The sequence below is a fragment of the Pseudomonas sp. PAMC 29040 genome (genome assembly GCF_003994535.1).
Taxonomy (GTDB): Bacteria; Pseudomonadota; Gammaproteobacteria; order Pseudomonadales; family Pseudomonadaceae; genus Aquipseudomonas; species Aquipseudomonas paraversuta.
Genome location: NZ_RZAA01000016.1, coordinates 15,596 through 29,477 on the forward strand (window position 1 = coordinate 15,596; position 13,882 = coordinate 29,477).

Annotated in this window: 12 protein-coding genes; 3 read left to right on the plus strand and 9 right to left on the minus strand. The window is 58.9% G+C overall.

Annotated features, from left to right (window positions below):
- Window positions 1–114 precede the first annotated feature (114 nt).
- The 4 genes from pstA to WG29040_RS22825 form a co-directional block, all read right to left on the minus strand.
- Window positions 115–1,785, minus strand: a complete 1,671-nt coding sequence (gene pstA / locus WG29040_RS22810) for a phosphate ABC transporter permease PstA (protein WP_003438137.1) — start codon at window positions 1,783–1,785, stop codon at window positions 115–117.
- 15 nt (window positions 1,786–1,800) lie between these two features.
- On the minus strand, window positions 1,801–4,086 hold the full coding sequence (locus tag WG29040_RS22815) for an ABC transporter permease subunit (protein ID WP_127196926.1): 2,286 nt from the start codon (window positions 4,084–4,086) through the stop codon (window positions 1,801–1,803).
- A gap of 215 nt (window positions 4,087–4,301) precedes the next feature.
- Window positions 4,302–5,288 (minus strand): phosphate ABC transporter substrate-binding protein PstS, encoded by a 987-nt coding sequence (locus tag WG29040_RS22820; protein WP_003438133.1) that lies wholly within the window; start codon window positions 5,286–5,288, stop codon window positions 4,302–4,304.
- Between the two features lie 165 nt (window positions 5,289–5,453).
- Entirely contained in the window at window positions 5,454–6,743 is a 1,290-nt protein-coding gene (locus WG29040_RS22825; RefSeq protein ID WP_003438131.1) for an MFS transporter, read from the minus strand.
- A gap of 376 nt (window positions 6,744–7,119) precedes the next feature.
- On the opposite strand from WG29040_RS22825, the gene WG29040_RS22830 reads away from it, so the two are divergent.
- Window positions 7,120–7,521: an acyl-CoA thioesterase gene (locus WG29040_RS22830; protein ID WP_003438129.1), complete on the plus strand. Its 402-nt coding sequence runs from the start codon at window positions 7,120–7,122 to the stop codon at window positions 7,519–7,521.
- 58 nt (window positions 7,522–7,579) lie between these two features.
- Complete coding sequence (locus WG29040_RS22835; RefSeq protein WP_127196927.1) at window positions 7,580–8,479, plus strand: D-hexose-6-phosphate mutarotase; 900 nt, start codon at window positions 7,580–7,582, stop codon at window positions 8,477–8,479.
- A 71-nt stretch (window positions 8,480–8,550) separates the two neighbouring features.
- On the opposite strand, the gene WG29040_RS22840 is transcribed toward WG29040_RS22835, so the two are convergent.
- From WG29040_RS22840 to WG29040_RS22860, 5 genes are all read right to left on the minus strand, one after another.
- On the minus strand, window positions 8,551–9,087 hold the full coding sequence (locus WG29040_RS22840; protein WP_127196928.1) for a DUF3299 domain-containing protein: 537 nt from the start codon (window positions 9,085–9,087) through the stop codon (window positions 8,551–8,553).
- A gap of 83 nt (window positions 9,088–9,170) precedes the next feature.
- Entirely contained in the window at window positions 9,171–9,419 is a 249-nt protein-coding gene (locus tag WG29040_RS22845; protein WP_003438124.1) for a GlsB/YeaQ/YmgE family stress response membrane protein, read from the minus strand.
- 105 nt (window positions 9,420–9,524) lie between these two features.
- Window positions 9,525–10,610: a 5-(carboxyamino)imidazole ribonucleotide synthase gene (locus WG29040_RS22850; RefSeq protein ID WP_003438122.1), complete on the minus strand. Its 1,086-nt coding sequence runs from the start codon at window positions 10,608–10,610 to the stop codon at window positions 9,525–9,527.
- An 11-nt stretch (window positions 10,611–10,621) separates the two neighbouring features.
- Entirely contained in the window at window positions 10,622–11,113 is a 492-nt protein-coding gene (gene purE, locus WG29040_RS22855; RefSeq protein ID WP_003438120.1) for a 5-(carboxyamino)imidazole ribonucleotide mutase, read from the minus strand.
- Window positions 11,114–11,352: 239 nt separating this feature from the next.
- Window positions 11,353–12,270 (minus strand): LysR substrate-binding domain-containing protein, encoded by a 918-nt coding sequence (locus WG29040_RS22860; protein WP_003438119.1) that lies wholly within the window; start codon window positions 12,268–12,270, stop codon window positions 11,353–11,355.
- Window positions 12,271–12,450: 180 nt separating this feature from the next.
- Between WG29040_RS22860 and aspA the strand changes: the two genes are divergently transcribed.
- On the plus strand, window positions 12,451–13,875 hold the full coding sequence (gene aspA, locus WG29040_RS22865) for an aspartate ammonia-lyase (protein WP_003438118.1): 1,425 nt from the start codon (window positions 12,451–12,453) through the stop codon (window positions 13,873–13,875).
- The last annotated feature ends 7 nt before the right edge of the window (window positions 13,876–13,882 follow it).

Genomic DNA, 13,882 nt, shown 5'->3' on the forward strand with positions numbered 1-13,882 from the left:
CCAGAGGTTTACATGATTATTGTGGGAGCCGGCTTGCCGGCGATCCGGACAACGCGGTGTACATCTGAACAGTCGCTGGCAAGCCAGCTCCCACATGACCCTTACGTGTATCAATCAGCTTTCCAGCGCCTTGTACTTCTCGCGCAGGTGGTTACGAATCCATACCGCCGACAAGTTAAGCGTTGCGATCACCAGTACCAGCAGCAGCGCGGTGGCGTATACCAGCGGGCGTGCGGCTTCGACGTTGGGGCTCTGGAAGCCCACGTCATAAATATGGAAGCCCAGGTGCATGATCTTCTGGTCAAGGTGCAGGTACGGATAGTTGCCATCCAGCGGCAGCGACGGGGCCAGCTTGACCACGCCCACCAGCATCAGCGGCGCCACTTCACCGGCCGCACGGGCCACCGCGAGGATCATGCCGGTCATCATGGCCGGGCTGGCCATCGGCAGCACGATCTTCCACAAGGTCTCGGATTTGGTGGCACCCAGCGCCAGCGAGCCTTCGCGAACGGTACGCGGAATACGCGCCAGCCCTTCTTCAGTGGCCACGATCACCACCGGCACCGCCAGCAGCGCCAGGGTCAGCGAGGCCCACATCAGGCCCGGCGTACCAAAGGTCGGCGCCGGCAGTGCTTCGGCGAAGAACAGCCGGTCCACCGAGCCGCCCAATACATACACAAAGAAGCCCAGGCCAAACACGCCGTACACAATGGCCGGGACACCGGCCAGGTTGTTGACCGCAATGCGGATCACCCGAGTCAGGGTGTTTTGCTTGGCATATTCGCGCAGATACACCGCCGCCAGCACCCCGAACGGCGTGACGATCACGGCCATGATCAGGGTCATCATCACGGTGCCGAAAATCGCCGGGAAGATCCCGCCTTCAGTGTTCGCTTCACGGGGGTCCTGAGTGAGGAACTCCCAGATATTGCTGAAATACATCCCCAGCTTCTGCCAGCTGTTCATCGCGTTCGGCTGGTAGGCCTTGACCACCTTGCCGATGCTGATTTCCAGCTCTTTACCGTTGGCGTCGCGGGCCGTGAGGCTGTCGCGATTGAACTGCGCGTGCAAGTCCCCCAAACGCTCTTCGATGGCTTTGTAGCGGGCGTTCAGTTCGGCCCGTTCCGACTCCATATCAGCTTGCGCTTGCGGGGTGAGCTTGCCGTCCAGTTCCAGCTTGCGACCATGCAGGCGGATACGCTCCAGCCCGTAGTTGATCGCACCGATGTCTTTCTTTTCCAGCTGGCTGAGTTGTGCCGCCAGTTCATTGATACGTTTGACCCGGGCTTGCAGTTCAGGCCAGGCCGCAGCACCTTCGGCGATCACTTTGCCGTTTTCTTTAACGTTGACCAGATAGCCGTAAAAATTGCCCCATTCGCGGCGCTCGATGGCCATCAGCTCCGGCGGCGTGGACTGGTTGGTCAGCCACTCGCCGACCACCCATGTGAAGTCGTTGCCGTTCAGGTCACGGTTACCGACCTTGATCAGCTCCCGCGTCATGAACTCGGGGCCTTGATCGGGCACCGGCAAGCCGGCGCTTTTCAGACGCTCGCGCGGTACTTCTTCCTTTTGCACCACTTCGCCGATCAGCACGTGATTGGCATTACCCGGTACGTCGTACTGCGCGTGCACCAGGTCTGCCGGCCAGAAGTGACCCAGACCACGCACCGCGATGACCGACAGCAAACCGATGGTCATGATGACCGCGATGGAAACCGCACCACCGCTGATCCAGACGCCGGGAGCGCCGCTCTTGAACCAACCTTTGAGGGAGTTCTGTTTCACAGACTTCTACCTTCCTTAAAGCGACGAATATTTCTTGCGCAGACGCTGACGAATCAGCTCGGCGAGGGTGTTCATGACGAAGGTGAACAGCAGCAGTACCAGCGCCGAGAGGAACAGCACGCGGTAATGACTGCCGCCCACTTCCGACTCCGGCATTTCCACCGCGACGTTCGCCGCCAATGTGCGCAGGCCTTCGAACAGGTTCATTTCCATGACCGGGGTGTTGCCGGTGGCCATCAACACAATCATGGTCTCGCCTACCGCACGGCCCATGCCGATCATCAGCGCCGAGAAAATCCCCGGGCTGGCGGTCAGGATGACCACCCGGGTCATGGTCTGCCACGGTGTGGCACCCAGCGCCAGCGAGCCCAGGGTCAGGCCACGCGGCACGCTGAACACGGCGTCTTCGGCAATCGAGTAGATGTTCGGGATGACCGCAAAGCCCATCGCCAGACCCACCACCAGAGCATTGCGCTGGTCGTAAGTGATGCCCAGGTCGTGGGAGATCCACAGGCGCATGTCGCCGCCGAAGAACCAGGCTTCCATATACGGGCTCATATACAGCGACAGCCAGCCCACAAACAGAATCACCGGGATCAGGATCATGCTTTCCCAGCCGTCCGGCACCCGCAGGCGGATCGACTCAGGCAGGCGGCTCCAGGTGAAACCCGCCACCAGGATGCCGATGGGCATCAGCATCAGCAGGCTGAAAATCCCCGGGAGATGGCCCTCGACATAAGGCGCCAGGAACAGACCGGCGAAGAAGCCCAGGATTACCGTGGGCATCGCTTCCATCAGCTCGATCACCGGCTTGACCTTGCGCCGCAGGCTCGGGGCCATGAAGTAAGCGGTGTAGATCGCGGCAGCAACAGCCAGCGGAGCGGCCAGCAACATGGCGTAGAACGCCGCCTTCAACGTACCGAAGGTCAATGGCGCAAGGCTCATTTTCGGTTCGAAGTCGGTGTTGGCAGCCGTCGACTGCCAAACGTATTTAGGTTCGTCGTAGTTCTCGTACCAGACCTTGCTCCACAACGCGCTCCAGGACACTTCCGGGTGCGGGTTTTTCAGGGTCAGTGGCAGCAGCTTGCCGCCCTCTTCCACGATGATGCGGTTGGCCCGTGGCGACAACGCCATGATGCCGGGGCCTTCAGCAATTTTTTCGACCAGCAGGGTGCGATGCGCGGTGCTGTGGAACACACCGATTTCACCAGCAGCGTCCAGGGCCAGGAAGCCTTTGCGACGTTGTTCGGCGGTAATCTCGACAATCGGCGAGCTGCCCATCTGGAAACTGCGGATGTGCTTGAAGCGTTGCTCGCCATCCGGATCGCGCGCCATGAACCATTGGCTCAGACCACCCCTGGAGTCGCCGAAGATCAGCGAGATACCACCCACCAACTGGGTACTGGCGGTGATCTCGGTCGTGGCGTCATCAGCCAGCTTGTAGCGCCCGTTGAGGCTCTTGTCGCGCAGGCTGAACACATCGGCTTGCGCCCGCCCGTTAACCACATACAGCCACTGCTGGCGCGGGTCGACGTAGAGCGCTTTGACCTGCTCGGTCATTTGCGGCAGGTCGATGCGGGTCTCGGAATTCGTGACCTCGCCGGTCATCATGTTTTCTGCGCTGACCATCGACAGCACGTTCAACTGCGCACCGCTCGAGCCCGCCAGCACCAGCGTCGAATCGTTCACGCTGAGGTTCACGTGATCCAGCGCACGGCCCTGGGGGTCGAGCACAATCGGCGTTTCGCCATAGGGGTATTCAATGGCCGGGGTGATGGTCTTTTTGTTATCCGGATAGCTGACACGGTAGCTGTGACGGAACACCAGGGCCTGACCGTTGGACAGGCCCAGGACCACCACCGGATTACCCGGCTGGTCTTCACCGATCGACGTCACTTGTGTGCCCGCAGGCAACGGCAAGTTGACCCGCGATAACTCGTCGCCCGTTTTGGCGTTAAAGAACAGCACCATGCCCTTGTCGGACACACGCATACCGACCTGATTCTGCTCCTCTACGGAAATCATCAGCGGCTTGCCGGCATCCTGCATCCATACCGGAGTCAGCGCCTGCTTGGCATTGAGGTCTGCGCCCTGAAACAGCGGGAACACGACATAGCCGAGGAAGAAGAAAATCAGGGTGATCGCGCCGAGCACGGCAAGACCGCCGATAAATACATACCAGCGGGTCAGGTGGTCTTTTAGCGCGCGGATGCGACGCTTGCGCTTGAGTTCAGGGGTATTGAAATCAATGCGCTTGGGAGCGGATGTCGTAGTCATTGGGGAATTGGCCAGATCATTCATGCGCACACCCTAGCGATCCTGTATGACAGAAAGATGACAAAGCAGTGACGCAGAAAATCCGCCGCCCAGTGGTGCTGGCAGCGGAGCGAAAAATGAGGTGAATCAGGAGCGCCTGTAGCGGCTGCCGGAGGCTACGACGGGCTGCGTAGCAGACCCGTTTTTGAAGGCCCTTCGGACCTTGCCGCAGCCTTCGTCAGCGACTACAGAGCTCTCGTTTATGCGCCTTCTTTCAAGCCCAGGTCAGCCAGTGCTTTGGCAGCGACTTTGGCTGGCAGCGGGATATAGCCGTCTTTCACGACCACTTCCTGGCCCTGCTTGGACAACACCAGCTTGATGAACTCGGCTTCCAGCGGGTTCAGCGGCTTGTTCGGTGCCTTGTTCACATACACGTAGAGGAAACGCGACAACGGGTATTTGCCGTTCAGTGCGTTTTCTTCGGTGTCTTCAATGAACTCGGTGCTGCCCTTTTTAGCCAGAGGCACTGTTTTCACGCTGGCGGTTTTGTAACCGATGCCCGAGTAGCCCACGCCGTTCAGCGAGCTGCTGATGGACTGAACCACCGAAGCGGAACCCGGCTGTTCGTTCACGTTTGGCTTGTAGTCGCCTTTGCACAGGGCTTCTTCCTTGAAGTAGCCATAAGTGCCGGATACCGAGTTACGACCAAACAGTTGAACCGGCTTGTTCGCCAGATCGCCGGTCACACCCAGGTCGCCCCAGGTTTTAACGTCAGCTTTGGCGCCGCACAAACGGGTCGACGAGAAAATCGCGTCAACCTGCTCCATGGTCAGGTGCTTGATCGGGTTGTCCTTGTGGACAAATACCGCCAGGGCATCAACAGCCACCGGGATGGCGGTCGGCTTGTAGCCGAACTTCTGCTCGAAGGCAGCCAGTTCGTTGTCCTTCATCTTGCGGCTCATCGGGCCCAGGTTGGCGGTGCCTTCAGTAATCGCAGGTGGCGCGGTCGAAGAACCGGCAGCCTGAATCTGGATGTTCACGTTCGGGTATTCTTTTTTGTAAGCCTCAGCCCACAGGGTCATCAGGTTCGCCAGGGTATCGGAACCAACGCTGGACAGATTCCCCGACACACCGGTGGTCTTCACGTAGGGCTGAATAGCCGGGTCAACACCAACGGCAACCGCATTGGCAGTCGCAACGCCAGCGGCAACAAAAGTCAGGGCCGCCATCACACGCTTCAGTTTCATGCCTTACTCCTAACAAACGGGGTTAGATGAATCGGGGGCCAGTATCTTCAGGCCATGTGACCACTCTATGAACCGATTGTGACAATTGGATGAAAGGCCATCATTGTTTACAAATGATGGCCTTTCTGGAGAGGCTAATTATGTGTGACGACGAGGCCGGCTCGATCAGCGGCCCTTTTTCCACAAGTAGGCACCGACCAGCAAGCCCATGGTGCAGATGATTGCCACGTAGTACGCCGGGCCCATCGGGCTTTCTTTAAGCAGCAGGGTTACGGCCATCGGGGTCAGGCCACCAAAGATGGCGTAGGCCAGGTTGTAGGAAAAAGACAGGCCACTGAAACGCACCACCGCCGGAAAGGCTTTGACCATCACATAGGGCACAGCGCCGATGGTGCCTACAAACAATCCGCTCAAGGCGTACAGGGGAAACAACCAGTCCGGGTGCTGCAACAGGCTGTGGTAGAAGGTCCACGAGGTGATCAGCAGTCCGGCGCAACCCAGCACGAAGACTTTGCCGGCACCAAAGCGGTCAGCCAGTGCCCCCGAAGCAATACAGCCCAAGCTCAAAAAGACGATGGCCAGACTGTTGGCTTGCAATGAGGTGGTGGCAGAAAAACCGTACACGGTTTGCAGCACGGTCGGCGTCATCAATATGACCACGATGATCCCGGCAGACAGCAACCAGGTCAGCAGCATCGAAATCACAATTGCGCCGCGATGATCACGCAACACGGTCTTGAGCGGCACTTCTGCAGCCAGGGCCTTGCGCAGCTGCAACTCGGCGAACACCGGGGTTTCGTGCAACCAGCGCCGCAGATACACCGAAAACAGTCCGAACACACCCCCCATGAGGAAAGGGATTCGCCACGCGTAATCGGCCACTTCCGCCGGGGTGTAGATCGTATTGATCGCAGTGGCCATCAACGAACCGAGCAAAATGCCCGCCGTCAGGCCGCAGGTCAGGGTGCCGCAGGCATAGCCCACGTGACGCGGCGGAACATGCTCGGCCACAAACACCCAGGCGCCCGGCACTTCACCGCCAATCGCCGCGCCCTGAATCACGCGCATCAGCAGCAACAGAATCGGCGCCCACATGCCGATCTGTGCATAAGTCGGCAGCAAGCCCATGATCAGGGTCGGCACCGCCATCATGAAGATGCTCAAAGTGAACATCTTCTTGCGCCCCAGCAGGTCGCCGAAGTGCGCCATGACAATGCCACCCAGCGGCCGTGCCAGATAACCCGCAGCAAAAATGCCGAAGGTTTGCATCAGGCGCAGCCACTCCGGCATGTCCGCCGGGAAGAACAGCTTGCCGACCACGGTGGCAAAAAATACAAAGATGATGAAATCGTAAAACTCCAGCGCACCGCCCAAAGCAGACAGCGACAAGGTTTTATAGTCATTACGGGTTAACGGCCGCGACGGCGGTGCAGCACTGGAAGGCTCTGTGATCATGGAGTATTGCTTCTCTTATTTGGGCTCGGCAAAAAGCTGCAACTACGCCGGCAGGGGCTGGGCAGGTTTTGAAAGATAACAAATTGTTTACAAAAGCACAGAGCTAGACGCACGCCTCGCTTAAAAAGCAGAATCCGAAGGTCGTCGGCCAAGCCAGTGATCGATATACTCGTTGGCTGTAAGAAACATTTGGAGACTTCTGAAAATGCTGTGCGAAACGTTCGCAGGGCATTCACCAGCTGATTCCACAGAGTTTCCCTTGGTGCGGCTTATGAAGAACGTGACGAACGTAGTATGTTCGGGCTGAATCGTTTTTCTAATGACGCTTATTCACCCGCAATACACATGATGAATCACGGGTCAGAGGCCCTTAGGCATGCTAGAGCTCGAACAAGAAGATCCAATCCCGCAAGGTGACCTGGCCTTGCAAATCACCGCATTACCGCGCGAAACCAACGGTTTCGGCGATATTTTCGGCGGCTGGCTGGTATCACAAATGGACCTCGCTGGCACCGCAATGGCCAGCAAGGTCGCCGGGGGCCGTGTGGCTACGGTTGCCATTGATCGCATGGCATTTCTGGTGCCCGTTGCAGTCGGGGCCCAGTTATCGTTTTACACCCAGGCCCTGGAAATCGGCCGCAGCTCGATCCAGATGATGGTCGAAGTGTGGAGCGACGACCCGCTGTCCAGCGAATGGCGCAAAGTCACCGAAGCTGTATTTGTGTTCGTTGCCATCGATGGCAGCGGCCGCACGCGCTCCGTTCCGCCGCGCCGTTAAACCTCGCCGCGCTTTGCCTGTCTACTGCTGTCCTAGTCCCTGATATAGAGAGCCTGCCATGCACCACATTGAGTCAGTCACCCTGGACGAACTGGAGTGCTGGCACTTCCAGCATGGTCAGGCCCAACTATTGGTCGCCAAACAGGGCGCCCAGGTGCTCAGTTATCAGGTAGGCGATGAGCCGCCGATCATCTGGCTTAACGACAAGGCCCAGTACAAGGCAGGCAAAGGCATCCGCACCGGCGTCCCCGTCTGCTGGCCGTGGTTTGGCAATTTTGAACGCAACCCGCAAAGCGTAAAAGCCATGCGTCAGTCAGACGAGCCGGCAACGGCCCATGGGCTGGTGCGCACCCGCGAATGGGAGCTCCTTGAGTTCGATGATGCCGGTGAAGCACTGCACATCGAACTGGGCCTGCCCCACGTCGAAGGCGGCCTGCCCGGGTGGCCACACGATGTCGCACTGACCCTGAGCATTCGCCTGGACACGCAGCTGCACATCAGTCTCACCAGCCATAACCGCAGTGATATTCCGGTCACCATCAGCCAGGCGCTGCACAGCTATTTTGCGGTCAGCGATGTACGCAGGGTGCATGTCGAAGGGCTGGACGCACTGACGTATATCGACACGCTGCAAGACTGGAAACAGATCCGCCAGACCGGCGATTTGACCTTCAGCGGCGAAACCGACCGCATCTACCTCGACGCCCCGCAGCAGCTGAGCATTGTCGATAACGACTGGCACCGCAGCATTCAGCTCACCAGCCGCGGCTCACGCACGGCGGTGATCTGGAACCCGTGGATCGAGCGGGCCGAACAGTTTGACGACATGGCCGATGATGGCTGGCAACGCATGCTCTGCATCGAAACCGCCAACGTGATGGACGACGTGGTCACCCTGGAACCGGGTGCGAGCCATACCCTGGGTGTCAGTATTACGAGCAAACGCCTGAAACCCTGAACCTGTAGGAGCGAGCTTTTTAAACAGCTCGCTCCTACAGTCAGATTGCGCGTAGTTAAGTTGCGTATCCCTTACAAATCCGCCTCAACCACCACCCGCACCTTGCTCGCATCCAGCGCATAGGCCGCATCCGCCAGATCATTACTGACTGTCTCAACCTTCAGCGTGCCCACCACCCACAATGGCGTGTAGATGTCGTCCAGCTTCAAGCCTTTGGGGTAGCGCACCAGCACCAACTGATTGGGCGGCGGTGGCGGTACGTGGATGCAGGCGCCAGGGTACGGCACCAGGAAAAACAGGGTACTGCGCCCCTTGGCATCGGTTTCCAAAGGCACGGGATAGCCGCCCAAACGGATATTTTTCCCGTTCATGGCAGGCACAGTTTTACTGGAATACATGACCGCCGGCAGGCCTTTGCTCTGCTTCAAACCACCCTTGGCAGTAAACGTACCATTGGCCTCGGGCGAGTCATGGTCGATTTCGGGCATTTGTTCGAGGGCTTTTTGATCCGACTTTGGCATCAGGTCGAGCCAGTCGGTTTCGGGCACTTGCGCCGCGTGTACCAGGCCACAGCCCAGTAAAAGAAAGATAAAAGCAAAACGACGCATGGCAGTCTCAATCAAAGAGGGCTTCTGACGCCGCGCATTCTAGCCTTCTCTGCGGCGAGCGCAGAGAGGGCCAGACCATTCAATCAGCTCTTTTTCGACACCATGTTGTAGATCACCAGCAGGATAACCGCCCCGATCACCGCACCAATAAAGCCGGCACCCTCGCCTGCCTTATAGATACCCAGTGCCTGTCCGCCGTATGTTGCCGCCAGCGAACCGCCGATACCCAGCAGGATAGTCATGATCCAGCCCATGCTGTCGTCGCCCGGTTTCAGGAAACGGGCCAGCAGGCCAACGATCAAGCCGATAAAAATGGTTCCGATGATGCCCATGGACGCTTCCTCTCTGTAGATGGCGTAAACCCAAGCCTAGTCAGCACTTTGGGATCACGCCATCAGAGAGTGGCGGTCACTGAATGGTTCCCGCCAATTAACGATTTACGCTTGATCGATCAACGCTTCAACACGCTGGATTTGCGCTTTGAGCGTCGCCAGGTCTGCACAACGCAGATTGGCATGACCCACTTTGCGGCCGACCTTGAAGGCCTTGCCGTAGTGATGCAAATGGCAGTCGGCAATCGCGATCACCTGCTCTACCGGCGGCACGCTGCCAATGAAGTTGAGCATTGCGCTCTCACCGACCTTGGCCGTCGAACCCAGCGGCAAACCGGCAATGGCGCGCAAATGGTTTTCGAACTGGCTGCACTCGGCGCCTTCAGTGGTCCAGTGCCCGGAGTTGTGCACACGCGGGGCAATTTCATTGGCCTTGAGGCCACCGTCGACTTCAAAGAACTCGAACGCCATCACGCCGACGTAGTCGAGTTGCTTGAGTACACGGCTCGAGTAGTCCTCGGCCAGCGCTTGCAACGGGTGATCGGTGCTGGCAACCGACAGCTTGAGAATGCCGCGGTCATGGGTGTTGTGCACCAGCGGGTAGAACCGGGTCTCGCCATCACGACCGCGCACGGCGATCAGCGACACTTCACCAGTGAAGGGTACAAAACCTTCCAGCAGGCAGGCGACGCTACCCAGCTCGGCAAAGGTACCTTCGACATCGGCCGCAGTGCGCAGCACTTTCTGGCCCTTGCCGTCATAACCCAGGGTGCGGGTCTTGAGCACGGCCGGCAACCCGATGCTGGCTACCGCTGCATCCAGATCCGCCTGGGACTGGATGTCGGCAAAGTCCGGCGTCGGAATCCCCAGGTCCTTGAACATGCTTTTTTCGAACCAGCGATCACGGGCGATACGCAGCGCTTCGGCACTCGGATACACCGGTACGAATTGCGACAGGAAGGCCACGGTTTCAGCAGGAACGCTTTCGAACTCAAACGTCACCAGATCGACTTCATCGGCCAGTTGGCGCAAATGATCCGGGTCGCTGTAGTCCGCACGCAGGTGTTCACCCAGCGCAGCTGCGCAGGCATCAGGCGCCGGATCAAGGAAAGCGAAGTTCATGCCCAGCGGAGTGCCCGCCAGGGCCAGCATGCGGCCCAGTTGGCCGCCACCGATTACACCGATTTTCATCGTCAAAAACCTCAGGCTTCGCGCGGGTCTGGATTGTCCAGAACGCTGTCTGTCTGCTCAGCACGGAATGCTTTCAATACGGTATGGAACTGCGGGTGCTTGGCGCCCAAGATGCTGGCCGACAATAGCGCTGCGTTGATCGCACCCGCCTTGCCGATGGCCAGGGTGGCAACCGGGATGCCTGCAGGCATTTGCACGATCGACAGCAGCGAATCAACGCCCGACAGCATCGCCGACTGCACCGGTACACCCAGTACCGGCAAGTGGGTTTTGGCCGCACACATGCCTGGCAGGTGAGCAGCGCCACCGGCACCTGCGATGATCACCTCGATCCCGCGGCCTTCGGCCTCTTCGGCATACTGGAACAGCAAGTCCGGAGTGCGGTGGGCAGAGACCACTTTAACTTCGTAAGGAATGCCGAGTTTTTCCAGCATATCGGCGGTGTGGCTGAGGGTGGACCAATCGGACTTGGAGCCCATGATCACGCCTACCAGTGCACTCATCGTCGCGCCTCTTCTCTTGGGCGCCCGCAGGCGCGTCAAAAAACAACAAGCCACGTGGGGAAACCGACGTGGCTTGTTATAGAAATTAAGGCCGGTCAAGCCAGCCGAAGGCCGCGCAGTATACCCAAAAAGGTAAACAAAACGCATATTCCCCGACCATCTGTCTTTGATCCTGAAATCTGCTTCGACGCCCGGTTTTATTGACTTCAAGGTCAGGCCAGAAAACCTCCGGGCAGCGACTACACCGGCGCCTGGGCTGGTGCCGAAGGATTTTCCAGCTTGCGCCACAGCAAGCGCACGTTGGCCTTGCGCACCAGGGCGCAGCGGTACAAGCGAATTTCCAGCGGCACGTGCCATTGGGGCCCGCCACAGATCACCAACTCACCGCGCTCAAGCTCCGCCCGCACGCTTAACCGCGGCACCCAGGCGATGCCCAGCCCTTCAAGCGCCATGCTTTTAAGGCTGTCGGCCATGGCGGTCTCATAAATAGTGGTGAAGCGCAGGCTGCGCTGGCGCAGTAACAAATTCACCGAACGGCCCAAAAATGCCCCGGCGCTGTAGGCCAGCAACGGCACACTGGCATCGCCTTCCAGATCAAACAGCGGATTGCCGTCAGCGTCGGCAGCACACACCGGCAACATTTCGGTATTACCCAGGTGCAAGGACGGGAAAATTTCCGGGTCCATCTGCAATGCCGCATCCGGATCGTAAAAGGCCAGCATCAAATCGCAGCCGCCCTCACGCAAAGCATGCACCGCGTCTCCGACGTTAGTCGCAACAAGACGTGTCGCGATGTTCAGGCCTTCGTTACGCAACTGAGCGATCCAGCGCGGGAAAAAACCCAGCGCCAAGGAGTGTGCCGCAGCCACTTGCATGACCTCGCCCTGCCCGCCTTCCAGGTGATGCAAGTGACGCAAGACTTCGCCGAGCTGCTCGACCACGGTGCGCGCCGTGACCAAAAACAGCTGGCCGGCTGCAGTCAACTCCACCGGGGTGCGGGAACGATTCACCAGGGTCAGCCCCAGCGCCGCTTCAAGGCTGCGAATACGTCGGCTGAAGGCCGGCTGAGTCACAAAGCGACGCTCTGCCGCCTGGGAAAAACTGCGAGTGGCGGCCAGGGCACTGAAGTCCTCTAACCATTTACTTTCGAGATTCATCGAGTCCTCCCGGACGCGCACCAAATTGGGTCACACGTTCGACGCGGCCGTCGCGTCACGTCGTCATTATGCCGTTTCTGCATAGGATAGTGTTTAAAGGCATTGGCCCAATTTTGTCTGCAGGCCTAGCATTCGCAGCGTTCCGGCTCAGACCGGGTCCTTATCGAGATGATTTCTATCATGTCCTCCGCTGCATCTTTCCGCACTGAAAAAGACCTGCTTGGCGTACTCGAAGTACCCGCTCAAGCGTATTACGGCATCCAGACCCTGCGAGCGGTGAACAACTTCCGTCTCTCCGGCGTTCCGATCTCGCACTACCCGAAGCTGGTCGTGGCCCTGGCCATGGTCAAGCAAGCCGCAGCTGACGCGAACCGCGAGCTGGGCCATCTGAGCGACGCCAAACACGCAGCCATCAGCGAAGCCTGTGCACGTCTGGTGCGCGGTGATTTCCACGATGAATTCGTGGTCGACATGATTCAAGGCGGCGCTGGCACTTCAACCAACATGAATGCCAACGAAGTCATCGCCAACATCGCGCTGGAGGCCATGGGCCATCAGAAGGGCGAGTACCAGTACCTGCACCCGAACAACGACGTGAACATGGCTCAGTCGACCAACGACGCTTACCCGACGGCTATCCGTCTGGGCCTGCTGTTGGGTCACGATGCACTGCTGGCCAGCCTCGATAGCCTGATTCAGGCATTCGCCGCCAAGGGCGTCGAGTTCAACCACGTATTGAAGATGGGCCGGACCCAGCTGCAAGACGCGGTACCCATGACTTTGGGTCAAGAGTTCCGCGCATTTGCCACCACTCTGGGTGAAGATCTGGCCCGCCTGAAAACTCTGGCGCCAGAGTTGCTGACCGAAGTGAACCTGGGCGGTACTGCGATTGGTACCGGCATCAACGCCGACCCGCGCTACCAACACCTGGCCGTGACCCGTCTGGCGACCATCAGCGGCCAGCCGCTGGTACCTGCTGCCGACTTGATCGAAGCCACTTCAGACATGGGCGCCTTCGTCCTGTTCTCCGGCATGCTCAAGCGTACCGCGGTCAAACTGTCGAAGATTTGCAACGACCTGCGCCTGCTGTCCAGCGGCCCACGCACCGGCATCAACGAAATCAACTTGCCAGCGCGTCAGCCGGGCAGCTCGATCATGCCTGGCAAGGTCAATCCGGTAATCCCGGAAGCCGTTAACCAGGTGGCATTCCAGATCATCGGTAACGACCTGGCACTGACCATCGCGGCTGAAGGCGGCCAACTGCAACTGAACGTGATGGAGCCGCTGATCGCGTTCAAGATCTTCGACTCGATCCGCCTGCTGCAACGCGCCATGGACATGCTGCGCGAACATTGCATCGTTGGCATCACCGCCAACGAAGCACGTTGCCGTGAACTGGTCGAACATTCGATTGGTCTGGTGACTGCGCTGAACCCTTACATCGGCTATGAAAACGCCACCCGCATCGCCCGTATCGCCCTCGAAAGCGGCCGCGGCGTGCTGGAACTGGTGCGCGAAGAAGGCTTGCTCGACGACGCCATGCTCGACGACATCCTGCGCCCGGAAAACATGATTGCTCCGCGTCTGGTGCCTCTCAAGGCCTGATGCATGT

Bases quoted from the DNA above. Each gene is read 5' to 3' on its own strand.
- WG29040_RS22820 (WP_003438133.1), bottom strand. From the start codon at position 5,288: ATGAAACTGAAGCGTGTGATGGCGGCCCTGACTTTTGTTGCCGCTGGC.
- WG29040_RS22830 (WP_003438129.1), top strand. From the start codon at position 7,120: ATGCTAGAGCTCGAACAAGAAGATCCAATCCCGCAAGGTGACCTGGCC.
- purE (WP_003438120.1), bottom strand. From the start codon at position 11,113: ATGAGTGCACTGGTAGGCGTGATCATGGGCTCCAAGTCCGATTGGTCC.
- WG29040_RS22815 (WP_127196926.1), bottom strand. From the start codon at position 4,086: ATGAATGATCTGGCCAATTCCCCAATGACTACGACATCCGCTCCCAAG.
- WG29040_RS22850 (WP_003438122.1), bottom strand. From the start codon at position 10,610: ATGAAAATCGGTGTAATCGGTGGCGGCCAACTGGGCCGCATGCTGGCC.
- WG29040_RS22860 (WP_003438119.1), bottom strand. From the start codon at position 12,270: ATGAATCTCGAAAGTAAATGGTTAGAGGACTTCAGTGCCCTGGCCGCC.
- WG29040_RS22840 (WP_127196928.1), bottom strand. From the start codon at position 9,087: ATGCGTCGTTTTGCTTTTATCTTTCTTTTACTGGGCTGTGGCCTGGTA.
- WG29040_RS22835 (WP_127196927.1), top strand. From the start codon at position 7,580: ATGCACCACATTGAGTCAGTCACCCTGGACGAACTGGAGTGCTGGCAC.
- WG29040_RS22845 (WP_003438124.1), bottom strand. From the start codon at position 9,419: ATGGGCATCATCGGAACCATTTTTATCGGCTTGATCGTTGGCCTGCTG.
- aspA (WP_003438118.1), top strand. From the start codon at position 12,451: ATGTCCTCCGCTGCATCTTTCCGCACTGAAAAAGACCTGCTTGGCGTA.
- WG29040_RS22825 (WP_003438131.1), bottom strand. From the start codon at position 6,743: ATGATCACAGAGCCTTCCAGTGCTGCACCGCCGTCGCGGCCGTTAACC.